Origin of the sequence: Amycolatopsis plumensis, from assembly GCF_042652605.1 — a bacterium.
Lineage (GTDB): Bacteria > Actinomycetota > Actinomycetes > Mycobacteriales > Pseudonocardiaceae > Amycolatopsis > Amycolatopsis plumensis.
Genome location: NZ_JBHSJY010000001.1, coordinates 1,881,599 through 1,906,420, shown reverse-complemented (window position 1 = coordinate 1,906,420; position 24,822 = coordinate 1,881,599). Strand labels below are relative to the sequence as shown.

General features: G+C 68.4%; 20 protein-coding genes and 4 pseudogenes. 20 read left to right on the top strand and 4 right to left on the bottom strand.

The annotated features are described in order from the left end of the window. Positions 1-44: 44 nt before the first annotated feature. Together ACFPLC_RS08835 and ACFPLC_RS08830 are read left to right on the top strand one after the other, a co-directional pair. Positions 45-449 (top strand): hypothetical protein, encoded by a 405-nt coding sequence (locus ACFPLC_RS08835; protein WP_378235772.1) that lies wholly within the window; start codon positions 45-47, stop codon positions 447-449. After that, positions 446-1,612 carry a hypothetical protein gene (locus ACFPLC_RS08830; RefSeq protein ID WP_378199806.1) on the top strand — a complete coding sequence of 389 codons (1,167 nt, stop codon included), beginning with the start codon at positions 446-448 and terminating at the stop codon, positions 1,610-1,612. The genes ACFPLC_RS08835 and ACFPLC_RS08830 overlap by 4 nt, the downstream gene beginning before the upstream one ends. Positions 1,613-1,640: 28 nt before the next feature. Here ACFPLC_RS08830 and ACFPLC_RS08825 read toward each other — a convergent pair whose 3' ends face one another. Next, positions 1,641-2,111, bottom strand: a complete 471-nt coding sequence (locus ACFPLC_RS08825) for a UPF0158 family protein (RefSeq protein ID WP_378199812.1) — start codon at positions 2,109-2,111, stop codon at positions 1,641-1,643. Positions 2,112-2,166: 55 nt separating this feature from the next. Between ACFPLC_RS08825 and ACFPLC_RS08820 the strand changes: the two genes are divergently transcribed. From ACFPLC_RS08820 to ACFPLC_RS08765, 12 genes and pseudogenes are all read left to right on the top strand, one after another. Beyond that, complete coding sequence (locus tag ACFPLC_RS08820) at positions 2,167-4,716, top strand: SEC-C metal-binding domain-containing protein (RefSeq protein ID WP_378199815.1); 2,550 nt, start codon at positions 2,167-2,169, stop codon at positions 4,714-4,716. Between the two features lie 391 nt (positions 4,717-5,107). Next, a pseudogene (locus tag ACFPLC_RS08815) lies at positions 5,108-5,311 on the top strand (NERD domain-containing protein); the annotation flags it as partial. A 67-nt stretch (positions 5,312-5,378) separates the two neighbouring features. Beyond that, positions 5,379-7,148, top strand: coding sequence for a hypothetical protein (locus ACFPLC_RS08810; protein ID WP_378199896.1), 1,770 nt, complete (start codon positions 5,379-5,381; stop codon positions 7,146-7,148). Continuing rightward, positions 7,145-8,935, top strand: a pseudogene (gene pglZ / locus ACFPLC_RS08805) (BREX-2 system phosphatase PglZ); the annotation flags it as partial. The gene ACFPLC_RS08810 and the pseudogene pglZ (ACFPLC_RS08805), both read left to right, overlap by 4 nt. 25 nt (positions 8,936-8,960) lie before the next feature. Next, entirely contained in the window at positions 8,961-9,815 is an 855-nt protein-coding gene (gene pglZ / locus ACFPLC_RS08800; RefSeq protein WP_378199818.1) for a BREX-2 system phosphatase PglZ, read from the top strand. Further along, positions 9,812-11,131, top strand: a complete 1,320-nt coding sequence (brxD, locus tag ACFPLC_RS08795; protein ID WP_378199821.1) for a BREX system ATP-binding protein BrxD — start codon at positions 9,812-9,814, stop codon at positions 11,129-11,131. The genes pglZ (ACFPLC_RS08800) and brxD overlap by 4 nt, the downstream gene beginning before the upstream one ends. Continuing rightward, positions 11,128-13,232, top strand: a pseudogene (locus tag ACFPLC_RS08790) (DEAD/DEAH box helicase). The gene brxD and the pseudogene ACFPLC_RS08790 overlap by 4 nt, the downstream one beginning before the upstream one ends. A 158-nt stretch (positions 13,233-13,390) precedes the next feature. Beyond that, positions 13,391-14,116 (top strand): hypothetical protein, encoded by a 726-nt coding sequence (locus ACFPLC_RS08785; RefSeq protein ID WP_378199827.1) that lies wholly within the window; start codon positions 13,391-13,393, stop codon positions 14,114-14,116. Between the two features lie 593 nt (positions 14,117-14,709). Then, positions 14,710-15,720 carry a hypothetical protein gene (locus tag ACFPLC_RS08780; protein ID WP_378199829.1) on the top strand — a complete coding sequence of 337 codons (1,011 nt, stop codon included), beginning with the start codon at positions 14,710-14,712 and terminating at the stop codon, positions 15,718-15,720. Further along, positions 15,717-16,376, top strand: a complete 660-nt coding sequence (locus ACFPLC_RS08775; RefSeq protein WP_378199831.1) for an ABC-three component system middle component 2 — start codon at positions 15,717-15,719, stop codon at positions 16,374-16,376. The genes ACFPLC_RS08780 and ACFPLC_RS08775 overlap by 4 nt, the downstream gene beginning before the upstream one ends. Then, a complete protein-coding gene (locus ACFPLC_RS08770) occupies positions 16,373-18,154 on the top strand; it encodes a hypothetical protein (RefSeq protein ID WP_378235771.1) in 1,782 nt (593 codons plus the stop codon). The genes ACFPLC_RS08775 and ACFPLC_RS08770 overlap by 4 nt, the downstream gene beginning before the upstream one ends. Positions 18,155-18,225: 71 nt before the next feature. Next, on the top strand, positions 18,226-18,471 hold the full coding sequence (locus ACFPLC_RS08765) for a hypothetical protein (RefSeq protein WP_378235769.1): 246 nt from the start codon (positions 18,226-18,228) through the stop codon (positions 18,469-18,471). 190 nt (positions 18,472-18,661) lie between these two features. On the opposite strand, the gene ACFPLC_RS08760 is transcribed toward ACFPLC_RS08765, so the two are convergent. Then, positions 18,662-19,030, bottom strand: coding sequence for a hypothetical protein (locus tag ACFPLC_RS08760; protein ID WP_378199837.1), 369 nt, complete (start codon positions 19,028-19,030; stop codon positions 18,662-18,664). 77 nt (positions 19,031-19,107) lie between these two features. On the opposite strand from ACFPLC_RS08760, the gene ACFPLC_RS08755 reads away from it, so the two are divergent. Together ACFPLC_RS08755 and ACFPLC_RS08750 are read left to right on the top strand one after the other, a co-directional pair. Next, positions 19,108-19,692 (top strand): chromate transporter, encoded by a 585-nt coding sequence (locus tag ACFPLC_RS08755; protein WP_378199840.1) that lies wholly within the window; start codon positions 19,108-19,110, stop codon positions 19,690-19,692. A 77-nt stretch (positions 19,693-19,769) separates the two neighbouring features. Next, on the top strand, positions 19,770-20,468 hold the full coding sequence (locus ACFPLC_RS08750) for a chromate transporter (RefSeq protein ID WP_378235768.1): 699 nt from the start codon (positions 19,770-19,772) through the stop codon (positions 20,466-20,468). On the opposite strand, the gene ACFPLC_RS08745 is transcribed toward ACFPLC_RS08750, so the two are convergent. Beyond that, positions 20,461-20,601: a hypothetical protein gene (locus ACFPLC_RS08745; RefSeq protein ID WP_378199898.1), complete on the bottom strand. Its 141-nt coding sequence runs from the start codon at positions 20,599-20,601 to the stop codon at positions 20,461-20,463. The two genes, ACFPLC_RS08750 and ACFPLC_RS08745, sit on opposite strands and share 8 nt — an antisense overlap. Before the next feature lie 94 nt (positions 20,602-20,695). Next, positions 20,696-20,818 (bottom strand): annotated as a pseudogene (locus tag ACFPLC_RS08740) (LuxR C-terminal-related transcriptional regulator); the annotation flags it as partial. Here ACFPLC_RS08740 and ACFPLC_RS08735 point away from each other — a divergent pair. The 4 genes from ACFPLC_RS08735 to ACFPLC_RS08720 all read left to right on the top strand — a co-directional run bounded on the left by ACFPLC_RS08735 (position 20,810) and on the right by ACFPLC_RS08720 (position 24,457). Next, entirely contained in the window at positions 20,810-20,968 is a 159-nt protein-coding gene (locus ACFPLC_RS08735; protein ID WP_378236308.1) for a hypothetical protein, read from the top strand. The pseudogene ACFPLC_RS08740 and the gene ACFPLC_RS08735 sit on opposite strands and share 9 nt — an antisense overlap. A 766-nt stretch (positions 20,969-21,734) precedes the next feature. Beyond that, positions 21,735-21,989 (top strand): hypothetical protein, encoded by a 255-nt coding sequence (locus ACFPLC_RS08730; protein ID WP_378235767.1) that lies wholly within the window; start codon positions 21,735-21,737, stop codon positions 21,987-21,989. An 84-nt stretch (positions 21,990-22,073) separates the two neighbouring features. Next, on the top strand, positions 22,074-23,210 hold the full coding sequence (locus ACFPLC_RS08725) for a PLP-dependent cysteine synthase family protein (RefSeq protein ID WP_378199846.1): 1,137 nt from the start codon (positions 22,074-22,076) through the stop codon (positions 23,208-23,210). Continuing rightward, complete coding sequence (locus ACFPLC_RS08720; RefSeq protein WP_378199893.1) at positions 23,210-24,457, top strand: MFS transporter; 1,248 nt, start codon at positions 23,210-23,212, stop codon at positions 24,455-24,457. Before ACFPLC_RS08725 ends, ACFPLC_RS08720 begins: the two co-directional genes overlap by 1 nt. Positions 24,458-24,822: the final 365 nt, after the last annotated feature.

Sequence of the window (24,822 nt, the reverse complement as noted above, 5' to 3'; positions counted from 1 at the left end):
CGTCGAAATCCATCGGCTCCCGGGGGCGCGGGGGCTCGTCGGCGATGGTAGCCGCGGTCGTTACTCTGCCGCCTCATGGCACGCACAGTCCGGAAACCCCGGCGCGGCTGCTCGGCCGGTGGCGCATCGTCAGGATGAGCGGCTGGGGCCGCGACGCGATCGACCTGGTTGAGCCAGGTTTCATCGAGTTCGCCCGTAACGGGACGGGACGGCTGGGCTTCATCGCCGTCGAAGGGTGGCTGGACTGCCGCACGGTCGAACGGGACGGGCTGCCCGGTGTCGAGTTCACCTGGGAGGGTGCCGACGAGGGCGATCAGGTCAGCGGCCGCGGCTGGGCGGTCCTGGCCGACGACAACACGATCGAGGGACATCTGTTCTTCCACCTGGGCGACGACTCGAGTTTCCGGGCGAAGCCGTTCACCGAAGCCGACGAACGGGATGAGCCGTGAGCGAGTACCAGTACTACGAGTTCCTGGCGATCGACCGCCCACTGGACGACCGCGAACAAGCCGAGGTCCGGTCGCTGTCCACCCGGGCGAGGATCACCGCGACGAGCTTCGTGAACGAGTACCACTGGGGCAACTTCAAGGGTGACCCGCACCAGTTGATGGAGCGCTTCTACGACGCGCACCTGTACGTTGCCAATTGGGGCACCCACCACGTGATGTTCCGCCTGCCGGGCGATCTGCTCGATCCGGATGTCGTCGAGGAGTATTGCGTCGGTGACGGGGCGAGCGCCTGGGTGACGGGCGAGTACATCGTGCTCGACTTCACGAGCGAGGACCACGCCGGCGAGTTCGACTTCGATTACGACCCCGAGAGCCTGCTGTCGGGGATCGTCGGAGTCCGCGCCGAACTCGCCGCCGGTGACCTCCGGCCGCTCTACCTCGCCTGGCTGGCTGCCTACGGCACCTGGGAGCGCGACGAGGACGTTTTCGACCGCGAGGCCGACGCCGATCCGGAGCCACCGGTTCCGCCCGGGTTGGGCACGCTCAGTGCCGCGCAACGAGCGTTTGCGGACTTCCTCCGCCTCGACGGCGACCTCCTTGCGATCGCGGCTGAGGCTTCTCCGCCGCTGGCGGAGACTGCCGACGGTCGCGATGACCTGGCGGCTTGGGTGGCCGACCCGCCGACCATCGAGAAGGACCGGTTCCTTGCCCGGGTCATGCTGGGGGAGGGGGTGCGGGTCCGGATGGAGTTGCGGCGGCGTCACCGCGGTGACGCCGCTCCGGCGGTCCCCGGCCCAGCCCGTCGGACTGTGGCTGATCTGCTCGACGCCGCGGCGCGTCGGCGAGCCGAGCGCGAGCGTCGCGTGTCCCGCCAGCGCGCCGCAGAAGAGGCCGACCGTGAACGGGCACACGCTTTGACCCGCGAGCGACGGCTCGACAGGCTTGCCGAAGAGGGAGACGGCGCGTGGTCGCGTGTCGACGCGCTGATCGCCACCCGCAAACCGGCCGACTACGACGCCGCCGTCACACTGCTCACCGATCTGCGGGCGCTGGCCGAGCGGGAGAACCTCGACGACGTCTTCGACGCCCGGCTCGACGCCCTGCGGCGGGCACATATTCGCAAGCCCAGCCTCATGGAACGCTTCGACCGAGCCGGCCTCTGATCATCGTGGCGGGTCGGCATCGCACTGATCAGGGCAGGTCGGGGTCGGGGTGCTCGGCAGCGAATCGATCGGCGGTGACTCGCTCGACGAGCGTGTTGCCGGCAAGCCATTCCACCGCGCGACGCCGCGCCCGGAGGTCGCTGAACTCGTGCCAAGCCGGGAGAAGCTCCGGGTACTCCTCGTGCAATTCGTCCTTGAAGCGGCGGAATGCGCCTCTGCCGCGGATGGCCCTCGCCAGCCGGCGGCCGGCTTGGTCGTCGCTGATGCCGTCCGCGAAGTCGGCCATGTCCTGGTACCAGACGTAGGACGGCAGTGGGTGGATCACGATCAGGTCCAGGTCGTCGAGGTCGACCGGGTGGTTGCCGTCGATGCCGCCGTCTCGGGTCCAGAACTCGATCTCGCCGGTCAGCGGGTCGACCAGGTGGAAATGGTCGTAGTCGGTCTGGTCCTGCAACGCCGTCGCGATCGCGTCGAGGTCGAGCTTGTCCAAGCCGAGCATGTGGGCAGGCTACCGCCCGCCGCAGGCTTGTCGTGCTGTCGTACCGTGTCGGGTCGTGGCTGATACTTCCTCCTCCGCGGATGAGCGCCTCGTCGACGTGATCGCCGCCGTCCTCGCCGAACGTGGACCCCTTTCCGAGGAACAGATCGTCTCGGTCCTGCGTGAGCGTGGTGTGCCGCTGGACGACGATCCGGAGGATGGCCTCATCGACGCGCTCGACGAAGGCGACGGGCTGCTGACGACGCTCGCCGACGACCGGTGGGCGTCCGTGCCGGCGCTCCTGGGCGGCCGGGTGTTCACCCACCGGCTGACCGCGCCCGAGGCCGAGCGCGGCTTCCTCGAATTGGAGCCCGACCTGACGCTCGTCGAGTGGCTGGTCCGGCGCGCCGGGTACCGGCGGCTGACGGACGGTTCGCCGGTCATCCCGGTGTTCCCGGAACTCGACGTCGAGGCGCTGGCCGAGCGAAGCCTCCTGCCGGAGGAGATCGGCGAGGGCGGTGCCCTGCTGCTCCCGCCCGGTTGCCTCCGCGAACGAGAGCTGTCCGAGGGGGACGTCGTCGCGGTGCGGGTCACCGAAGACGGGCTGCACCTGGAGGCGGCTCCCCGCGAGGAGGTTCCTTCGGACCGGCTGGCCGCCCTGTCCCGCGGGCTCTCGATCACCGGTGGAGCGCCGGTCGAGCTGGCCGAGGCACTGTGGACGGCGTGCGCGAACGACCCGGCATTGTTCGCCGAGCCGCTGCCGCCGTTGCGCGAGGCACTGGCCGCCTGCGGGCTCCAGCACGACGGTGAATGGCTGGCTTCGGCGGATTTCGATTTCCCGCGGTGGCGGGCGGGCCGTTACCGTGCGGCGATCGCCCGGCGGCATCGCCTGGACGACGAAGCGGCGTTCGCCGTGCAGTCGATCCTCGCGCAGTACGAGCGGATCGCCGCGCTGCACGCGGCAGCTTCGGGAGCGTACGAGGAAGGCGGGGACGAGGCGCTCGCCGCAATCGGGGAGGCGGAAAATGTCCACGACGTCGTGACCGGCGGATTCGGCGCGGCTCTCCCGCTGCTGGCCGAGGTACCGGTCGCCGAGGCTCTCCTCGCGGAGATCCCGCCCGACTCGCAGGCCGCGGCGGCGCTGGGGCTGTTCGCCGAGTCGCTCGAGCCGATGGCGCCGCGGCCGGCCCGGGCGGCCCTGCGGTGGCTGCGTGGTAAGGCTTATGAGCGGCTGGGTGACGTGATCGCGGCTGAGGCGGCTTACGAGGCCGCGGAGTCGATGGATCCGCAGTGGGAGCCGGCGCTGTACGCACTGGCCCGGTTCGCGGGCGATCGCGGCGACGCCGCGCGAGGCCTCGCCTTGCTGCGCCGGGCCGGCACGCCGCCGGACGACGCACTGGCCGAGCTCCTCACGCGGTTCGAGACCAAGCCTCGTACCGACGTCGGCCGCAACGACCCGTGCTGGTGCGGGTCCGGCCGTAAGTACAAGAAATGCCATCTCAACCGCGAATCCCAGACGCTCGACGAGCGTGCCGCGTGGCTGTACCGGAAGGCGGGCCTGTTCCTGGCCGACGGGCCGTGGCGGATCGGGATGATGGCGGCCGCGCAGGCGCGAGCGGAGTTTTCCGACCACCCCTTCGCCCTCATCGAGGCCCTGGAAGACCCGCTGACCGCGGACGCGGTCCTGTTCGAGGGCGGCGCGTTCGCCGAGTTCGTGGCCACCCGGGGCGGGTTGCTGCCCGAGGACGAGCGGCTGCTGGCCGGACAGTGGCTGCTCGTCGAGCGGTCGGTGTTCGAGGTCGAGCAGGTCCGCCCCGGCGAGGGCTGCACACTCCGGGACGTCCGCACGGGCGACATCCACCAGGTCAGCGAGCGGACGGGCAGCCGTCAGCTCAAGACAGGCATGCTGATCTGTGCCCGGGTCGTGCCGGTGGGCGAAACCGAGCAGATCTTCGGCGGGATCGAACCGGTCGCGCTGAAGGATCGCGACGAACTCATCGCGCTGCTGGATTCCGCACCCGATCCGGAAGTCCTGATTTCCTTCTTGAGCAGGCGGTTCGCGCCACCCGTGCTGCAGAACACCGAGGGTGAACCACTGGTGCTCTGCGAGGTGACCCTCCGGACCGACGACCCGGCGGCGCTGGCCGCCGAACTGGACGAGACGTATGAGCGCGACGGCGACACCTGGCACGAGCACCTCACTGGTGACGGTATGGAACCTATCCGGGCCACTCTCCGTCTCGACGGCCACGACCTGAGCGTGAGCGCCAACAGCGAAGCGCGCGTCGACCGCGTGCTCGCCATCCTGCGCACGCTCGACCCGACGCTCGCGGTGGTGAGCGAGTCCCGCCAACCCGCGCACGAGGTGACGGCCTCCTCCGGGAAGCCGCCGGCGCCTCTCGCCGGCCCCGAGGTCGAGGCCGTCCTGGAGCGGTTCATCCGCGACTACGAGCAGAAGTGGCTCGACGAGTCCATCCCCGCCCTGTCCGGCCACACCCCACGCCAGGCGGCCGCGGATCCCACCCGCCGGGGAGACCTGATCCGCCTGCTCGGCTCCTTCCCCGACATCGACGAGCCCGGTGCCATGAACCCCCGTCGCCTGCGCGCCGCCCTCGGCCTCGACTAGGGCCGGCCCGGCGGCTCACTGCGCGACGGACGTACCGCGCGGGGCTCCGTTCTGGTCCCGGTACAGCGTCACAGCGGAACCGGTCGTCAGCGGCCGAGCCAATGTTGCGTAATCACGTAACGTGACAGCGAGCTGTGACGACTATGCGTGATGTGCTGGGGTGCACGTACTCCACTCAGGTCGACCGGCTGTCACGGCAAGTCACAGTGCGGCTTGGCCACTACGATCGCTCCTCGGAGGGCAGTGATCAGACGAGGAGGGGTAACCGTTGCCGAGCGGTCGACAGCCGGCGCCCAAGCCGGGCCCGCCACCGGCTGTGCAGCGGTGGTTCCAGGAGCGGCCGTCGCCGTTCCCCTGGGAGCAGGACGGTCTCGATCACATCAAGCGGCTGATGCCGCGGGCCGAGCCTTACCGCGCGTGGGCGACGTTCACGTTCACCGGGACGTCCGACCGGATCAACGAGTGCGATCTGCTGATCGCCGTTCCCGGTGGCCTCTACCTGGTCGAGCTGAAAGCGCATCCGGGCCGCGTGGCCGGCAACGGCGATACGTGGCGCGTGCACGACGACACCGCCAACCGGGTGCGGACCCTGCGCAACCCGCTGCATCTCACCGACCTGAAGTGCAAGGAACTGAAGACCCGGCTCGACCGTGCCCGGGCGGGTGCGGATCATCCTGGACTACCCGTTCGACGAAGCCGATCAGACCCCGCTCAGCGATGCGGCCCGGGTGAACAGGTTGCGCCGGGACGGGGTCAACGCGCCGACCCTGGTCTGGTTGCCGCACTTCTTTTCGCCGCAGAAGTCGGCGCAGCTCGGCCGGCTGCTCAAGATCCAGTACCTGCTCGAACGGGACCGGCTGGCCGACTACGCGGGCACGATGTCCGAGGAGAACCGGGTCAAGGTCCGGCACCAGCTGCAGGCGCAGCGGGACAACCTGGAGTCGCAGCTGTCCGCCGCGCTGCGTCAGCTCTACGGCATCGCGCAGGCCGAAGAGTCGACCGTGGGCAAGGAGGTCGGCGACGACGGGCACGTGCTGTCCTTGCAGGCCGGGCACAAACCGCGCTTGGCGGGCGGCGCCGGATTCGAGTACAACGCACTGGCACTGGCCGATGGGCTGTTCGATTCGCTTTATCCGAAGCATCCGGACTTCGATCCCAGCGGTAACCGCAAAGCCATCACCCTCGGCGATCTGCGTACTGTGCTGGGCTGGATCACCCGGGCGATGGAGGACGGGCAGCGCCGGGTCGTCGTCGACCGGGCCCAGCTCGCGCTCGTCAAGCGGATCGTGCACCCTCTCGAACTGGGCGAAGTGTCCGACGGTCCGCTGAACGTTTCCACCGAGTGGCGCCGCCGGATCGAACAAGCGGCCAGGCAGCACGGAGCGACCGGCGACTACCGGATCGAGGAAATCCGGTCCTGGATCGAAGACCTCGGCTACACCGGATGGGACAAAGCGGTCGGCAACCTGGTCATTGCCACCTACGCCCTCCTGGCCGACCGGGCCTGGGTGCTGCACGGTTCGCCGCTGCGCGAGCCTCCGGAACTGGACAAGATCGGCCCCGGACACGCCTTGCGTGCCCAGGAACTCCCCAGCGCCGACGACTTCGCGACGGCCCGTCGGCGCGCGGCCACCCTGTTCGGCCTGCACGTCCCGGAGACGCTCTTCACCCGGAACGTGAATCGGCTGGCCGACGAGGTGCGGGAGAAGGCAGCCGGGCTGGAAGGTGCCGGGGCCGGCGTTCGGCGTGCGCTGGAGCGGCACGCCGCCGCGTTGGGGATCGACGGCCGGCCGGACGCACCGCGAGTCACGTCCGGGCGCGATGCGGCGGATCTGCTGGCCAGGCTCACCGCGATGCGCGACTCCACCGGGCTGGTGCAGGAGCTCACCGCGGCCGGCTACGGCACGAGTGACGAGGTGCTCGCCGCCGCGATCAGCTCCGCCCCGGCGGTGCTCGCCGCACTGGAGCGAGTCGAATGGACGTTGCTCGACTCCGTGCGGAAGTTCACCGGGCGCGGCGACCCGGTTGGCAACCAGGCCGAAAGCCTGGTCGACGACCTGGCCGCGGCGGCCGCGGCCGACCAGTTCACCCGTGATCTCGTTCCGGTTCTGGAAGGTCTCGGCCGCCGGGCGGTAGCACTGGTCAACGAGGCTGCCCGGCTGGCGGCCGTTCCGACGCCGGCTCCCCGGGATCCCATTGTGGAGCCGGCGGGTGAGCCGGGTGGCGAAGAAGCGGCTACCGTCGCGCGACGCGAGCGGACCGGCGGCCGGACGAGGATCCGCGCGAGCGCTGTCGAACAGGAACTGGCGCGGCTGGTCGCCGAGCTGGACGGTGGGATCCGGGCCTACGCCAAGGAACACCCCGCCGTCGAGTTCGACGTGACCTGGACGGTGGTGGGCGACGACGGCGCCGGAGAGGACACCACCGGATGAGCACGCCGCCGACGGTCGACCGCCGGATCGTCGAAGCCATGGTGCAGGACTGGCTGCCGTACGCTGGCGAGCTCAGGTTGCTGCTGGTATACGGGCGCTATGTCGACACCGCGGCCGAGTTTCCCGTCCTCGTCGGAGGACAACGACATCGTGTGCACGTCGCCGACCAGCACTCGGTGCTTGGCCTGGTGGAGGTCTGGCAGGAGCACGAACGGGCCCACGGCGACGACCTGCTGGTGGTCACTACGAGCGTGCCCGACGACCAGCTCGGCTGGGACGTGCGGGCGTACGCGATCGGACGCTCCACCCGCACCGTCGACCGGGCGAAGATCGTCGCCCAGCGCTTCGGCGCCACGGCCGTCGACGCCCGCATCCGCCGGGACGTCTGGTTGGTCGACGCCCTCCTGGAAGCCGAGCCGACCGAGGGCTGGCCGCGGAACGGTTCGGTACTCACGCGGGACGGCGCGATCCGGGCGCTCATCGGCGCCCGGCTCGGCGGCCGGACGCTGGCCGAGGGCGCGCTGGACGCCGGCGCGTTGCTCGAATGGTCGCGTGATCCGGCCGGGCCCAGCCGGTTCATGGCGCTTCCGGAGGCTGAACGGGACGGGCTGACCCAGTGGCTGGCCGACACCGTCGGCGAAGTGGCGGTGGTGGTCATGCGGCTGGCTGCGGACGGGCGCGCGGCCGACACCATGCCGCTCGGCGTCGTCGGCTCGGCCGTCACCGCTCCCGGCGCGTCGATGGACACCGCGTTCGCGTTCGGCAGCCTGCTGGGCGGCACCCGGGGTGCTGAACTCAGAGCCTTCACCGAGGCGGTTGCCGGGACCCTGGAACGATGGGTGAGCGAGGCCGCGAGCCGAAGCGGCGACGCTGCCCGGCATCGGGTGCTCGAGGTGCTGCGCCGGGCGGATCGGATCGCCGCCGAGGCGCACCTCACCGGCGCTCTGGAGGGCAACAGGTTCCTGCCGTCCACCTTCAGCGGATTGCTGAGGACGCTCGCCACCGCATTGCCCGGCTCGTCGCGTCACGGATCGGTGGACATCGAGCAGGCACTGTCGGCTCTTCGTGATCACGCACTCGCCCGGCTCGAAGTACGGCAGGTCCGTGCTGCGGAGATGGCAGTCCGGCTGGCCCGCTGGAGCGGCTCGCCCACCACCGTGGTCGATTCGGTGCCGGCGGGTCTTGACGGACAGATGACGGCGTGGGCCTGGGTTGATCGAGCCCTGACGACTCTGGCGGCCGGTGACCCGGCGGGCGATCCGGTCGTCGGACAGGCGTATCGAGCACTCTGTGAGGAGGTCCGCGCTCGCCGGGACGCACTGGACGAGGAATTCGCACAGCGCCTGGTGCCCTGGGCCAGGCACGCGACCGCGGTCGAAAGCGGTGGCTGCCTGCTGGTCGAGCAGGTGCTGGCCGAGGTCGTGGCACCGGTGGCGGCGAAGGCCGCCCCGCTCGTCGTCGTGGTCGATGGAATGACCGCCGCGATCGCCATTGAGCTGGGTGAGCAGCTGACCGGCCGCGTGTGGACCGAAGCGACCCCGGCGGCTGGCCGGCGCGTCGCAGCGGCCGCGGGGTTGCCCTCGGTGACCGGGGCGAGTCGTGGTGGTTTGCTCACCGGCGACCTGAAGGTTGCCGATCAGGCTGGGGAAAAGGCCGGGTTCGCCGCTTTCTGGAAGAGGCGGCGCCCCTCGAAGGCCACGCTCTTCCACAAGGGCGATCTCGGTGGCGAAGCCGGTCACCGGCTGGCCGATCCGCTGGTGGCCGCGTTGTCCGAGAGCGAGACCGTGGTCGGTGTCGTGCTCAATACCATCGATGACGCCCTGGATCACGGCCAAGAGGGCGATCGGGCGGGGTTGGTCGGTCGATGCCGTCACGTTCCTGCCGGAACTGCTCGACGCGGCCCGGGGCTACGGACGTCCGGTGGTACTGGTCTCCGATCACGGTCACGTGCTCGCCCGGCCCGGTCACGGCAAGACAGCGGCGGCCGGTGTGGAGTCGGCACGATGGCGGACCGGAAAACCGGATGTGGGTGAAATCGCGGTGACCGGTCCGAGGGTGATGCTCGGCAACGGTGACCTGGTACTGCCTTGGCGAGAGGACATTCACTACACCGCGAGCAAGGCGGGCTACCACGGTGGCGCGTCCCTGGCCGAGATGACGGTTCCCGTTCTGGTGCTCCTGCCCGCGCTGGACCACCTTCCGGCCGGCTGGCACGTTCTGCCGAGGGAGGAAGTCGAGCCGGCGTGGTGGAACGCGCGGCCGGTCCCGGCCGAACCGGCGCCGAAGCCAGGCCGGGCGCGGAAGGCCAAGCCCGTCGAAGAGGCCGTTCCCTTGTTCACCGTGGAATCTCCGGCCGTGTCTCTCGGCGGCCAAGTTGTCGCCACGGAGACGTACGCCGCGCAACGGGGGTTCGTCCCGAAGGCTCCGGACGGCCAGGTCGTCGCCGATGTGATCGATGCCCTGGTGAAGGCCGACGGCGTGCTCACGGTCGGCGCGGTCGCCGCGGTGGCCGGCCGGGCGGCCCGCCGGCCCGAGTTCTTCGCGACGACGCTGCAGCGGTTGCTCAACGTCGACGGCTACCCGGTGCTGTCCCTAGTGGACGGCGGCCGCCGGGTGAAACTGGAGCTGGAGGTCATGCGGGTGCAGTTCGGGGTGCGAGAGCCGTGAGCACGGTCAGCGAGGTCCGGCGGCGTGAGGTGATCGACGCTCTGCGGCGCGGAACCGTTCCGCAGAACGGCCTTGACCTGCTGGCGGTGGGGCTCGAGCGGTTCGACGCGGCGATGGGCGAAGACCTGGCGACGGTCGCTCGCGGGGGAGCGGCTTTCCACGCGGTGCGCGGCGAATACGGGGCCGGCAAGACGTTCTTCGCCCGCTGGCTGGCCGAGCAGGCAAAGCGCCGTGGCCTAGCCGTCTCGGAAATCCAGATCTCGGAGACCGAAACCCCGTTGCATCGTCTGGAGACCGTCTATCGGCGTCTCAGCGAGCGGTTGACCACCGCAACTCATCAGCCGAGCGCGTTGCGCGCAGTCGTCGACTCGTGGCTGTACACCCTGGAGGAGCAGGTTCTCGAGGCCGGTGAGGTCGAGGCCGAGGATCAGACGGGCCTGGCTTCCGCGGTGGACGCTCTTCTGGAGCAACGGCTGGCCGACGTGGCTCGGACGACACCCGCGTTCGCGGCTGCGCTCCGGGGTTACCGGCAGGCGGTCGAGGCCGGTGACAACGCCACAGCAGAGGCGATCGTCGCCTGGCTCGGGGGCCAGAAGTCGGTCGCGGCATCCGCCCGGCGGGTTGCGGGTGTCCGGGGCGACCTTGATCATTTCGCGGCATTGGGCTTCCTCCAGGGATTGCTCGCTGTGCTCCGGGACTGCGGACATCCGGGGCTCCTGCTCGTGCTGGACGAGACCGAAACCCTGCAACGGGTCCGCGGTGACGTCCGGGAGAAAGGGCTCAACGCGCTGCGCCAGCTTCTCGACGAGATCGACGCCGGCCGGTTTCCCGGGCTCTTCCTCATCATGACGGGAACCCCGGCCTTCTTCGACGGGCAGCAAGGCGTTCAGCGGCTGCCTCCCCTGGCACAGCGGCTGTCGACCGACTTCACCACCGACGCGCGGTTCGACTCGCCTCGCGCGGTGCAGCTGCGGCTGCCCGGGTTCGACCTCGGCCGGCTGGGCGAGCTGGGTCGCAAGGTCCGTGACCTGTACGTCGGCGGAGCGCGGCATCCGGATCGGGTGGGGGCGGTGGTCGACGACGGTTACGTCGACCTGCTCGCCCGCGCGCTGACCGGGGAACTCGGAGGAAAGGTCGGAGTAGCCCCGCGGATCTTCCTGCGGAAGCTGGTGGCCGAGGTACTCGACCGGGTGGACGAGCATCCGGATTTCGACCCGCGTGAGCACTATGAACTGACCGTGACTGCCGCCGAGCTGACCGCCGGCGAGCGCGGTGCGGCGACCAGCGCGGGTGAGATTGATCTGGATCTGCCGTGACGAGCTCGGTGACGCGGCTGCACCCGGCACTCGTGCACCACGTCGTCAACACATTGGGCTGGCGGACGTTGCGGCCGCTCCAGCAGGAAGCCATCGAGCCGGTCGTCGATGGGAAGGATGCTTTGCTGCTTGCGCCCACCGCGGGCGGCAAGACCGAAGCGGCGTTCTTCCCCGTCTTGACGGCGATGGAGGAACAGTGCTGGACAGGCTTGTCAGTGCTGTATGTGTGTCCGTTGAAGGCTTTGCTGAACAACCTGCTGCCCCGGCTGGAGGGATATGCCGCCTGGCTGGGGCGGCGAGTCGCGCTTTGGCACGGTGACGTGACCGGACCTGCGCGGAAGCGGATCCTGCGTGCCCCGCCTGATGTCCTGCTGACCACGCCGGAATCGCTGGAAGCGATGTTGGTGAGTGCCAATGTGGAACACGCGCAGTTCCTTGCCGGCGTGCGCGCCATCGTGGTGGATGAGGTGCACGCCTTCGCCGGAGACGACCGCGGTTGGCATCTGCTGGCTGTCCTTGAACGACTGAGCCGGGTCACCGGGAAGCCGATCCAACGGATCGGATTGTCCGCGACGGTCGGCAACCCGCCGGAGTTGCTCGAATGGTTGCAAGGTTCCGGTCGTGGGAGCCGTCCGGGTATAGTCGTTGCTCCTGGGGTCGAGGTCGTGATTGCGGGGAAGTCAGCGGGGGACATCGAACTGGATTACGTCGGCTCGGTGGACAATGCGGCGACCGTGATCGCGGCATTGCATCGCGGGGAAAAGCGTCTCGTGTTCTGCGACTCGCGGCAGCTCGTCGAAGAGATCGGCGCAGCCCTGCGTGCTCGTGGTGTCGCCACTTTCTTGTCTCACGCCTCGTTGTCGGTCGACGAAAGACGGCAGGCTGAGCAGGCGTTTGCCGAAGCGCGCGACTGCGTCATCGTGTCGACGTCGACGCTCGAACTCGGAATCGACGTAGGCGACCTCGACCGAGTCATCCAGGTCAATGCCCCGCCGTCGGTTGCGTCGTTCCTGCAGCGGCTGGGTCGAAGCGGTCGTCGCGCGGGTACCCACCGCAACTGTCTCTTCTTGGCGATTCGCGAGGATTCGCTGCTGTGGTCCGCCGCGTTACTGCTGTTGTGGGAGCGAGGCTACGTCGAGCCCGTAATCGCGCCACCCGAACCCCGGCACATCGCTGCTCAGCAGATCCTCGCCCTCTGTCTGCAGGAGCATGCGATCGGGGACGAATGGGGGCAGGCGTGGAACAGTCTGGTGCCGTTCGATCGGCGAAATGAGCCGATTCTTCGTCATTTGCCCGACGAAGGGTTCATCGAACGCGACGGGCAGGTGATGTTCATCGGTCCGGAGGCTGAGCGTAAGTTCGGGCACCGGCACTTCATGGACATGACAGCAGTGTTCACCGCGCCACCCCAGTTCACCGTCCTGGAGGGCCGCCGAGAAATCGGGCGCACCGATCCTGCACTGTTGACCGAAAAGGTGGATAGTCCTCGGCTGCTGCTGTTGGGTGGTCGGAGCTGGAAGGTGACCTGGATCGACTGGAAGCGCCGCAGGTGTTTCGTCGAGGCAGCTGACGGGGGCGGCCGAGCGCGGTGGTTGACGCCGGGTGTCGGCGGTGTCGGCTTCGCCTTGGCACAAGCCGCCCGCGATGTCCTTCTCGGCTCAGACCCTGGTGTGGAACTGACTCAACGGGCTCGGCGGGTCTTGGCCGACCTGAGGGATGACCGCTATGGAGGCGTTCATCCGGCGGGTACCGTCGTCACCCGCGAGGGAACCGATGTGCGGTGGTGGACGTGGGCGGGCTTCCGGGAAACGCCACTCTGGCCGCGACCTTGTCCGGGCTAGTCGATGAAAAGCAACGGTTCGACGACGTCTCCGTGCGGCTGAGGGGCGATTTGACCCGCGAATCCTGGAAAGCGGGCATGAAGGGGGCGCTCGACCGCATCTGCTTGCCCGAGGTGGATGAGCGGGCGCTGGCCGGACTGAAGTTCTCTGAGGCGCTGCCGCATCGCCTGGCGATGGCAACGCTGGCAACCCGGCTGGCGGACCTCGACGCGGCTCGTGAGCTACTGCTGAGGCCCGTCCGGTTTGTCGTACGGGCGTAGGACGCAGACGTGTACCTTGAAAGTAGAGCCTGTGTCGTTGCTGTTGTGCCCCCGGCAGGATTGCCGAAGGATGGGAACGGGCCTGACCAGGGGTTTTACGTCGGCACGTTGACGATCGAGGCGAGTTTCGAGCTTCCTGCCTCGGGCGAGAGTCGACGGTGAGCGCCAGCTCGCAGGCCGTCGCCCGGTTCGTCACGATCACGATGGGGCTGGTCATCGGGCTGACCTTCCTGTTCGGCTTCGGGAACGTGCTGAACCTGGCGTTGAAGCTGCAGGTGCCGGTGTTCGTGGCGCCGCTGGTGGCACCTGCTGTCGACCTGACCGTGCTGGGTCTGCTCGTCGGAACGCGGCACCTGGCGCTCTTCGGAGCATCTGATGAGGTGCTGCGGCCAGCGCGCAGGCTGCTGATGGCGGCGAGCGTGGTGACGCTTCTGCTGAACGTCGCGGACCCGGTTTGTGCCGGTCAGTGGGGTAAGGCTGCGTTCGACTCGGTCGGCCCGCTTCTCCTGATCGGGTGGGCTGAAGCAGGTCCAGGCCTCCTTCGTGCGTTGAGTGCGGCGAGGCCAGATCCAAGCTCGGTTCAGTCGCCAAAGGCTTTGTCCGCAGAATCGGTGGATGGCGGCCTCGAACAGGGGGTGCCTGCCCCGACAGGTCTGCAGCACGACAAGCAGGTCGGCGCGGCGGCCCGTGGGGGCGCCGACCTTGATGAGGAACTCGTGAAGCGAGCGCGTCGGGCGGACGTGGAACACTGGAGGCGCTACCGACGCCCCATCTCTGCGGACACTCTGCGGAAGCAGCTTCGGGTCGGAGCGGGGACGTCGCGGACCCTCGTGGCGACGGTGCGGCTCGAGAATGCGCCGGCAGGAGCAACTGGGGATCCGTGAGCTGGCTTTGCCGTTAACGCGGGTGACCTCCGGCGACCAGCTCCGGACTACTGGCCCCAGCTGCGTCGGCGAGACCGCCGGCCGTTCGACGATGGGTCGCCCGGCGCGCCGCTGGCTGATCGAGGTCATCTTGACCAACGCGCACGCGCAGGCCGAGCTGCGGAACTCCGCCGCCGGCGGAATGCTGGTGCCGCCCGAGGCTGGGCAGCGGCTGATCCGCCCAGGTCTTCGGCCTGCCCGGCCTGCAACCGCCGCTGGCCGACATCGAGAACATTTACATCAACGGCGACCGCCGACTGAGGCCGGCATGCTGCTTGTTCGTCTTGGGCCAGGTCGTCGCCTGCCTTCATGCTCTGCGCGAAGCTGCACGCTTTGGGAAGGTTGGCAGTCACGCTGTGTGACAACCGCCGGGCAGGTCAATCGGGGAACAGGACGATTACGGTCCGGCGACACAGCACGATCGGCGGTAACGTGCCGTGTTCGTAAGTCGATGTTGCGATGGGCAACACAGCAGGTCAGTGGGGGTTTTGAGCGATGGGGGGGTGATCAGGTTGTCCCAGGGTACGGCTGCGGCGACGAGCTCGCGTCCGGGAGTGGCTGCTGGCAGTTCACCTATCAATTTCCGTGCGCACGAAGTTCGCGCGAACACCCACGGCGCTCGTGAAGACTTTGAGCAGATGATCGGTCAGCTGGTCCGCGCCGTCCGGCCCGGCGTGGCAGCGATGGTTGCCGCCAACCCCGGTGACTGGGGCATCGATGTGTTCATCGGCGACCTTGGCGGTCACATCACGATTTGGCAGTCGAAGTACTTCATGCCCGAGGTTGCGGGCAGTACCCATCAAGCGCAGATCCGGGAGTCCTTCAACTCGGCGGTGAAGAACGCTGCCAGCGAGAAGTTCGTACTGCACCAGTGGGTCCTCTGCGTACCGTCCAGCATGGACGCGCCTACATCGAAGTGGTGGGCGGGCTGGAAGAAGCGGATGGAGAAACAGAACGGGGTGTTGATTGAGTTATGGGACGAGAACGAGCTTCGAGGCCTTCTGCTCTCACCTGACGCGGAGGCTGTGCGCAGGCACTACTACGAGCCCGCTCGGTCGGCGCGCACGGTCGCCCAGGTCGTGAACTTGGCCGATGAGGACTCCGACCGGCTGGATTCAGCGTTGTTCGTGCGTCAGCTCCGTGAGGCAGGCCATGTGGAGGTCTCCGCGTCCAAGCACCAGTTCTTCATCGCCGAGTTGATGGCGAGAGAGATCGTGGACAAGGGAGTCCCCTCGGAGATTGCCGCACTGTCCCACGCCGACGCGGCGGTGCACGGCCCGTGGGAGGACCACTTCAACGACGCGTGCCAGATCAATGAGGGCTCGCGCCTGCCGGGCCTGCAGAAGTCGGTGATGGGTGAGATCAGGGCCCAGCACGAAGCCCTGGGAGCTGGGCTTCCTGCAGGTGCGGTCCACACGTCCGGCTTGATGCACCGAGTCGTCGACGACCGACGGGCTGGTTGGGTCCGTCATTGGCGGAAGGTCGCGGAGGACCACGTAAATCCTGCCGAGACTGGGCAATCAGGCGAGGCTCCCGACATCGCGGCCGCAGCGGAATCTTCGTGACGAGCCCGACCGACGCCCCTACGAGCTCAAACACCCGGCCGCCGGTCGTGGTGCCGGAGGACGACGTCGTCTTCCGGCTGGCGCAGCTGGTGCTGCTACTTGCGTCGCTACGTGACTTGAATCTTCCTGGAGCGTCGATCGAGCGGTTGGGTTACTACGACTTCCTCGTCGCCAACCCGATGCTGGTGCTAACCGATGAGGAAGACCGGGACCGGAAACGGCTGCTGATGGCGGGCTTCGACGGCCGGGCATTGAGCTACGCCAGCCCGGCGCACCGCTTCACCACCCGGCGGGAGCGCCTCCAGCACGACCTGGCCTTGCTCGTCGCCTATGGCTTGGTAGAGCCGGCGGTGGACAAGAGCGTGCTGTACGCCGCGACTGCCGAAGGCGTCGAACTCGCTGGCAGGTTCAGCGCCGTCTACGCACGGTCATATCGGCTGTCTGCAGAGATTCTGCTCACCAAGCTGCGCCGCTATAGCGACTTCCGTCTGCGCGATGCGGTACAGACCTGGACCACGACAGCACGCGATTCCGCGCGTCCAGAAGCGCTCGACCTCCTCGACGCCATCCACCTGTTGGAGGAAAGCCCGACAGCCTCCGACTTGCCCCTCGACGACGCACCTGTTCCTCCGCCCCACGATGGACGCCGTATATGAGCACCGAGAATGACCCTGTCAAGGCTGTTCAATCCAACTCGCCCACCGCGAGTGGCTCCTCCGAGCCGATCGTCGTTCCCCGTGGCATCCGGGTCGTGCGTCTCCGACTCAAGGGCATCGACCGCGACTACGAGGTCGACTTCCGGGACGCCGAAACAAAACTGCGATCGCTATCTGTCATCGCCGGGGCGTTCAGCACGGGCAAATCCTCGGTTCTGGAGTTCGTGGCCTACTGCCTTGGCGGAAAAGATCACCCACAGCACCCGGAGATCCTCCGCAAGGTCAGGTCGGCGCTGCTGGAAGTCCAGCTCAACGGACAACCTCACGTCATTGAGCGGGCTGTCGGTGAGCCCTCCACTGCCGCGTTCGTCAGGACAGGACAGCTGGGGGATGTCGAGATCCCACCCCTCGACAAGAAGATGATCAAACCTGCCGGTGCTGCGGACAGCCTCTCGAGTTTCCTCCTGTCTTACTGCGGTCTCGAAGGCGTGGAGCTGCGCGAGGCGCCCACCCAGGCGGAGTCCGGAACCGATCCGCTCAGCATCCGCGACCTGCTGTGGCTCAGCTACATGCCCAACGAGCGACTCGACGACAAGCACCTGCTGTTCGAGAGCTCTCCTATGAAGCGTCTCAAGCTCGGCCAAGTGGTCGATGTCGTGTTCGGCGTCCACGACGACAAGGCAGTCGAACTTGGCCGCCGAATCAGAGAGCTGGAGAACCGACTGGCCAAGGCTCGCGCCGAGTACACCACCACTCAGGCGTTCCTCGACGAGCAGGAATTCGGCACGCGCATCGAGATCGAACTCGTCCGCGGGGATGCCGAGCAGAAGGTCGAACAGGCCACGCGCGCGCTCGAAACTCTGGACACCGAGATCCGCGCTGCATCCACCTTTGCCGCGGACCTGCGCGCAAGGCACCGCGATGCGTCTCGGCAGGCACGGCAGGCCGCGGCGCTCGTGCGCGACCGTGAGACCCAGTTACGCCGCCTCGTTCCTCTCCGCGCTCAGTACGCCGCCGACATCACCAAGCTGACAATGCTCGCCGAGGCGCGCATGTTGTTCGATCCACTGCAGGTGAAGGTCTGTCCCGCGTGCCTGACCGTGCTCCGGGACGCCCCGCACGTCGCCGACGGGCACTGCATGCTCTGCAGCTCTGAAGTCACCTTGCCGGCAACAAAATCGACCGGCACCACCGCGTCCACCAACGGCTCGTCTGCGAACAACGCCGCACCGGACACTGCAGGCACCGAAACCGAGGCGAAGTTCGACGTCTCCACCGAACTGCGGGCCACCAAGGCACGCTTGGCGGAAATCACTACATTCGTCGAAGATCTCGAATCAGAACTCGGACGTCTGCGTGTCGAGGCCCGCCAAGCTAACGACGACGAGGCCGGCCTCGCGCACGAGGTGGACGCTGCGACCAACGCCGCGGTGAGCCCCTACCTCAGCCAGCGCGACGATCTGATGCGCCAGCAGCAGGCCGCCGCGGCCAGCCTGGACCGGGCGAAGACCGCGATCAGGATGCTCGACAGCCTCGACCGACGCGGAGCTACAGTTACTCGCCTCGAAACCAACGTCGAGGCCTTGCGGGCCGAGATGAACGAAGCCGCCATGCAACCGGACCGCAACGACGTCATTCACCGCATCAGCGAGCGCTATGTCGCCATCCTCACCTCTTGGCGCTACCCCAAGCTCGACCAGGCGTTCATCGACGGCCGCCTCGTCCCCCACATGCGCGGTATGAGCTATACCAACGCTTCCTCCGGGGGCGCACCCTGATCTCTCTAGCCTGGATACTGGCAATCTTCCAGATCGCCTGGGAGACCGGCAGCGCCCACCCGGGTTTCCTCATGATCGACAGTCCGCAAAAGAACCTCGGCCAGGGCGGCGACCGCGACGCCGAATTCGCCGATAGCATCGCCGTTACGGACTTCTACCAGCACCTGCACATGTGGCTCGCAGGCGCGGGTCAAGGCGCTCAGATCATCGTCGTTGACAACGCGCCTCCGAGTTCCACCGATCCCGACATCGTTGTTCGGTACTCCCGACGAGTGGACCAACCTCCCTACGGGCTCATCGACGACGAAGTCGCCTAAAGTAGCCCGCGACCAAAGTTGGATCTCAGTCTGCGGAGCTAGCCGACCTCTTGTCTGCCGCGAGCGAAGGGAATACCAGCGGGGAAAGCCGGGGCTGCGCCACGCCGTGGTCGGTCGTGTAGACGGCCCTCGGGGTATCAGCTAAGGACAACAGGACTCATTGGCTGGTCCGTCGGTCAGCTCGTTCCGGTCAGTAGAGGTAGATGTCGACGACCAGGGCGGCGAGGGCGGCCAGCAGTGCGGTCGCGGCGACCCGCCGGCCTGGGGCAGCAGCCTGAGGACCGAGGCCGAGCAGGAGGGCGGCGACCGCGAGGGCGAACACGCCGCTGCCGGTGTCCTGCCAGCTGACGGGGAAGACGGCGATCGGCGCGTCGGTGAAGAAGCCCGGCGCGTGCACGGCGTTCAAGATCACGTTCCATGCCGCCGGCCCGAGCCCGGCTGCGATCCCGGCGGTGATGATCGCCGTCGGCTGGCGTGGCCGGATCAGGAGGGCCACCACCACGGCGGCGAGGACCGCCGACAGGGCGGCGCCGAAGGCGATGGTCGACCAGTTCAGCATCTGGAACCCCTTCCGTTGGTCACCGCAACCACGGTTACATTACGCGCGCCAGTGTGATCCACAGGAGGGAATCGTCGATGCCCGAGGCCCCCAGCCGGGACCTGGTCCCGTTGCGCACCGCGACCTGGGCGTGGTTCCTGATCTCGCTGCAGACCTTCGGCGGCCCGGCAGGGCAGATCGCGGTGATGCAGCGGGTCCTGGTCGAGGAGAAGCGTTGGATCGGGCAGCAGCGGTTCCTGCACGCGCTGAACTTCTGCATGCTGCTGCCCGGCCCTGAAGCGCAGCAGCTGGCGATCTACGTGGGTTGGCTGCTCAACGGCCGCCGCGGCGGCGTGATCGCCGGAACCCTGTTCGTCTTGCCGGGCATGTTCGCGCTGCTGGTCTTGTCGGCGGTCTACGTGGCGTTCGGCGACACCACCACGGGGGCCGCGATCTTCGCGGGGCTCGCGCCCGCCGTGGTCGCGATCGTCGTCCAGGCCGTCGTCCGGGTTGGCAAAACGCGCGTTGCACCGCCGTGCGCTGTTCGTCATCGCCGTCGCCGCCTTCGTGGCCTTGGCGCTGTTCGCGGTTCCGTTCCCGGTCGTCATCGCCGCCGCGGCGGTCGTCGGCTGGGTACTGGGGCGGTTCACACCCGTGGTCACCGAGAACACCGTCACAAGTGACGAGCCGGCGCCGTTGATCGCCGATGACGCGCTGCACCACGAGGCGCCGTCGGTACGGCGCAGCCTGACCGTGCTCGGTGTGGGGCTGCTGGCCTGGGCTACTCCGATCGTTGCCGTCGCGGTCTTCACCGGCGCCGGGAGCACGCTCACCGCGCAAGGGCTGTTCTTCTCGGGCACCGCGGTGGTCACCTTCGGCGGCGCTTACGCCGTTCTGGCGTTCGTCGCTCAGCGCGCGGTCGAGACCTACGGCTGGCTCTCGGCCGGGGACATGGTGCGCGCGCCTCGCGCTGGCGGAATCCACTCCGGGACCGCTGATCATGGTCGTCCAGTTCGTCGCCTTCCTCGGCGCGTACGCCCATCCCGGCGGTCTCGACCCGTGGGTGGCCGGCGTGCTCGGCGCGTTGCTGACCACCTGGGTCACCTTCGTGCCCTGCTTCCTGTTCATCCTGCTCGGCGCGCCCTACGTCGAACGGCTTCGCCACAACCACACCATTTCCGCCGCGCTCACCGGGATCACCGCGGCGGTGGTCGGTGTGATCGCGAACCTGGCGCTCTACTTCGCCGTGCACACGCTGTTCTCGGCCAGCCGGATCCACCACGTCGGCCCGCTCACGCTGACGCTGCCCGAGCTGACGGAGTTCCGGCCCGTCGCCGCCGCGCTCACCGTGGTCGCCTTCGTCCTGGTCTTCGCGCTGCGCTGGCCGATGCTGCGCGTCCTCGCCGTGTGCGCGGGGCTCGGTGCCGCGGCCGCGCTGGCGGGGCTTCCGCTCAGCTGAGGGTCTGCGAGTGCTGCTCGACCAGGCGGCGTTCGAGGGCGGGATCGGCGGCGATCGCGCGGCGGAACGAGCGGGAGGCCACGAAGGACATCAGCGACCACGCGAAGGCTTCCGCGTCGAGGCCTGCCAGCACCGGCCTCCAGCGTCGCGACGTGCCGTTGGCCGCGAAGGGTCCGGCTTGTCGGCCGGACCCAGAGGTGAGGCCGGCATCCGGCGGCGACCGTGCGCGGGGACAGGAACAACCGCGCCGCGATCTGCGGGTTCGACAGCCCCTCCACCACGAGGCCGGCGATCTCGGTCTCGGTCGGCGTGAGGCTTTCCCAGCCGTGCGTGGCCTGGCGGTGTTTCACCGTTGGGCCACGGCGGATGCCGAACGTCCGGAAGCGGGCGCGCAGCCGCTCCACGTCCCAGGGCGCGCCCAGGTTGCCGTACAGGTCGTCCTGAGCTTCGACGGGCTGGTCAACTGGCGCGGCACCTGCTGCTGGCGGCGAGTGCGGTGACGCTGCTGTTGAACGTCGCCGATCCGGTGTGCGCTGGTCAGTGGGGTAAGGCGGCGTTCGACACGGTCGGTCCGCTCCCGCTGATCGGGTGGGCCGAAACGGGTCCCGGCCTTCTGTGGGCGCTGAGTGCCGCGAGTTCCGGTCCGGGGTCGGTGCGGCCGTCCGGACCTTCGCCCGCAGACCCGGCGGGAGGCAGCCTGGAGCCGGACGCACCGGGTCCGACCGGTCCACAGTGCGACATGCAGGCCGGACCGGTAGCCCGCGGGCCGCCGACCTCGACCAAGAAACTCGTCCAGCGGGCGCGCCGGGCGGACGCTGAACACTGGCGACGCTACCGACGTCCCATCTCTGCGGAAAATCTGCGGAACCAGCTTCGAGTCGGCGCGGTGACGTCACGGAATCTCGTGGCGGTGGTGCGACGGGTCAACGCCCCGGTCGGTGCAACTGATCGTCCATGACTGCACGGGTACCGAGGTCTCGATCCGATGGCGCAGTGAAGACGATGACCTGCTCGGCGTGGCGGCGGACGAGGGTGAGCTGCTCTCGGGGCGGATAGTCCTGTCCACTCTTTCGAAGGACCCAGCCCGCGGGCCTCGTCGCATTCGAAGGTCAACTTCTGTAGTTTACCACTGTGCGTACCCGTGCGACTACTTGGCGTTCGCCGACCGTTGTCCTGATCATTCTCGGACTGCTGGTCGCCGCCGTGCTGCACCCCGAAGCCGGCGTGGGGAGCTTCGCTGCGGCTGGGCACGCGACGATCCTTCCGATGGACGATGCGCCGGACGAGAGCTCGTGCCCGGATCATGACGACGAACACGAACACCCGGCGCATCCGGTCGCCGCGCACATCCCCGCCCCGCCCCGCAGCGAGCCGGCCGGGCTCGCCTCCGCCGATCTCCTGACGCCCGCCTTCAACGCTGCGGCGTCGCGGGCGGCCGTGCCACCGGTCAAGGGCGAATTGTGCCCGTCCGGCGTCTCCGGAAGACAGCTGCTCCTCGATCTCAGTGTCTGGCGCACCTGAGCGGAACCCGACAGCCGCTGCTGAGGCCTGTCCTCGGCAGCGCTCTGGCCTGCTCATGCCCCTTTCACGAGAGATCGAAGGACGATGACGGTATTTCCCCGGCAACGCACGCTGCCCGCACCCGCACGGTTGATCACGACAGCCCCATGCGGCCATTCGCTCGCGCCGGCCGTCGGCAACACGCCGGTGCTGTGGATCGACGATCCGCTGTCCGGCTCCGCTCACGGTTTCTGGGCGAAGCTAGAAGGTTTCAACCCCGGCGGGATGAAGGACCGGCCCGCTCTTCACATGGTCGCCGCGGCGAAGGACCGCGGTGAGCTCGCCGACGGCGCGCCGATCGTCGAATCGACCAGTGGCACGCTGGGACTCGGTCTGGCCCTCGCCGGCGGGGTCCACGGCCATCCGGTGACCCTCGTCACCGACCCGGGCATCGAGCCGATCGTGGAGCGTCTTCTCACCGCCTACGGCACGCGTGTCGAGCGGGTCACCAAGCCGCATCCGAGTGGTGGGTGGCAGCAAGCTCGCCGGGACCGCGTTCAGCGCCTGCTGGACGAGCAGTCTGGGGCGTGGTGTCCAGATCAGTACAACAACCCCGACAACGTGGCTGCCTACGCCGGGTTGGCCGACGAACTGGCCGCTCAGCTCGGCCGGATCGACGTTCTCGTCTGCTCTGTCGGGACGGGCGGACACTCCGCGGGAACCTTCCGTGCCCTGCAGCGGTATTTCCCGCGATTGCGCCTGATCGGCGTGGACACGGTCGGCTCGACGATCTTCGGGCAGCCGGCGCGCACCCGCCTGATGCGCGGGCTCGGCTCGAGCATCCACCCGCGCAACGTCGATTACGACGCCTTCGATGAAGTGCACTGGGTCGCTCCGCACGAAGCAGTGTGGACTTGCCGCCGGCTGGCCGCGACACACCACGCGACGGGTGGCTGGAGCGTCGGCGCGGTAGCGCTCGTGGCCGGCTGGGTGGCCCGTACTTGCGATCCGGACGTGCGGATCGCCGCGGTGTTCCCCGACGGGCCGCAGCGGTACTTCGACACGGTCTACAACGACGACTACTGTCGGCGCCACGGCCTGCTCGACGCGCCACCGGCCGTCGAGCCGGACGTCATCGCCGGTCCTGATGAGCGGGTGGTCGATCGCTGGACGCGCTGCCGGCAGGTGGTCGATCCTGCCCCGGCGCTGTCCGTGGGTGCGGCCGCGGGGGCTTCGTGGTGATGCAGGTGGTGCGGCAGTTCCGGTCGTTCGGCCGGCCGAGCCGGTTGCTGATGATCAACCAGTTCACCATCAATCTCGGCTTCTACATGCTGATGCCCTACCTCGCGAGCTACCTGTCGGGTCCGCTCGGACTGGCCGGCTGGGCGGTCGGGCTGGTCCTGGGGGTCCGCAACTTCTCCCAGCAGGGGATGTTCCTCGTCGGCGGGACCCTGGCCGACCGGCTCGGGTACAAGCCGCTGATTATCGCGGGCTGCTTGCTGCGGACTGGGGGCTTCGCTCTGCTCGGCGTCGTCGACTCACTGCCGGCCCTCGTCGTCGCCTCCGCCGCGACCGGGTTCGCGGGCGCCTTGTTCAACCCGGCGGTACGCGCCTACATCGCAGCCGACGCGGGCGAGCGGCGGCTGGAGGCGTTCGCCGTGTTCAACGTGTTCTACCAAGGCGGCATCCTCGCCGGTCCCCTCATCGGGCTGGCGCTGACGGCGGTCGACTTCCGGCTCACTTGCCTGGTGGCCGCAGCGGTCTTCGCCGTGCTGACGGCGGTGCAGATCCGCGCTCTCCCCGCGTCGACGACGCCGGGGAACTTGAGTTCGCGGCGCCGTTCTGTCCTGGGCGAGTGGCGGACCATCGTCGCGAACCGGACGTTCGTGGTCTTCGCGTTGGTGATGACCGGCTCGTACGTCCTGTCTTTCCAGATCTACCTGGCGTTGCCCATGGAGGCACGGCGGATCGCCGGGTCCGAGGCCGCGGGTGATGTGCTGATCGCCCTGCTGTTCCTTGTCTCCGGTGGGCTCGCGCTCGCCGGACAGCTCAAGATCACGACGTTGCTGAAAGACCGCTGGTCGCCGGGGACCTGCTTGGCCGCCGGGCTTTCCTTGATGGCTCTGGCGTTTGTCGCGCCGCTGCTCGCGGCGAGAACCGGGACTATCGGTTCCGGAGTTGCGCTCGTCGCCTCCGCCGCGCTGCTGGCTCTCGGCACGGTCGCGGTCTTTCCGTTCGAGATGGACACCATCGTGCGGCTGTCCGGTGAGCAGCTGGTCGCTACGCATTACGGGTTCTACAACACGATCGTGGGCGTGGGAATTCTGCTGGGAAACCTGGGCGCCGGCACCGTGTTCGACCTGGCCCGGGCCGCGGGCTGGCCGGAAATCCCGTGGCTCGGGCTGATCATGCTCGGCGTGGCCTGCGCGACCGGGCTGCGTAGGCTCGACCGCAGCCGCCGATTGGCGGGCGGCGCCGTGTGTGCATGACCGCCGGGACGTGCCGCGTCGGCCGACCCGGCGAAAGTAGTGTCCCAGCTTGCGTCCCGTGGGATTTGCCGGATGCAGGGCGACGTCGTGTCTTCCGACGAGCAGGGCCCGCGCCGCGAAGCTCGGAACGTTCCGCAGCTGCGAATCACGCTGAGCTACAACATCCCGCGAGACGTGCAGCCAACGGACAGTACAAAGTGGACTAATTGACGCAGCAAAAGCACAACTCCCGCTCGGGCTACGACTTCGCCAACGTCATGGGGGAGCGCCTGATGAACCAGGCCAGGCGCTGCGTCAACAGCCGGAAGCGCTGCTCGCATGACCACTCCGGGTGGGCCGGCGGTCCTAAGACCGCAGGCCCACCC

Excerpts from the sequence above, each read along its gene's own strand:
- ACFPLC_RS08720 (WP_378199893.1), top strand. The coding sequence starts at position 23,210 with ATGCAGGTGGTGCGGCAGTTCCGGTCGTTCGGCCGGCCGAGCCGGTTG.
- ACFPLC_RS08835 (WP_378235772.1), top strand. The coding sequence starts at position 45 with ATGGTAGCCGCGGTCGTTACTCTGCCGCCTCATGGCACGCACAGTCCG.
- ACFPLC_RS08755 (WP_378199840.1), top strand. The coding sequence starts at position 19,108 with ATGCCCGAGGCCCCCAGCCGGGACCTGGTCCCGTTGCGCACCGCGACC.
- pglZ (WP_378199818.1), top strand. The coding sequence starts at position 8,961 with ATGACGCCCTGGATCACGGCCAAGAGGGCGATCGGGCGGGGTTGGTCG.
- ACFPLC_RS08725 (WP_378199846.1), top strand. The coding sequence starts at position 22,074 with ATGACGGTATTTCCCCGGCAACGCACGCTGCCCGCACCCGCACGGTTG.
- ACFPLC_RS08825 (WP_378199812.1), bottom strand. The coding sequence starts at position 2,111 with ATGCTCGGCTTGGACAAGCTCGACCTCGACGCGATCGCGACGGCGTTG.
- ACFPLC_RS08770 (WP_378235771.1), top strand. The coding sequence starts at position 16,373 with ATGAGCACCGAGAATGACCCTGTCAAGGCTGTTCAATCCAACTCGCCC.
- ACFPLC_RS08765 (WP_378235769.1), top strand. The coding sequence starts at position 18,226 with ATGATCGACAGTCCGCAAAAGAACCTCGGCCAGGGCGGCGACCGCGAC.
- ACFPLC_RS08730 (WP_378235767.1), top strand. The coding sequence starts at position 21,735 with ATGGACGATGCGCCGGACGAGAGCTCGTGCCCGGATCATGACGACGAA.
- ACFPLC_RS08760 (WP_378199837.1), bottom strand. The coding sequence starts at position 19,030 with ATGCTGAACTGGTCGACCATCGCCTTCGGCGCCGCCCTGTCGGCGGTC.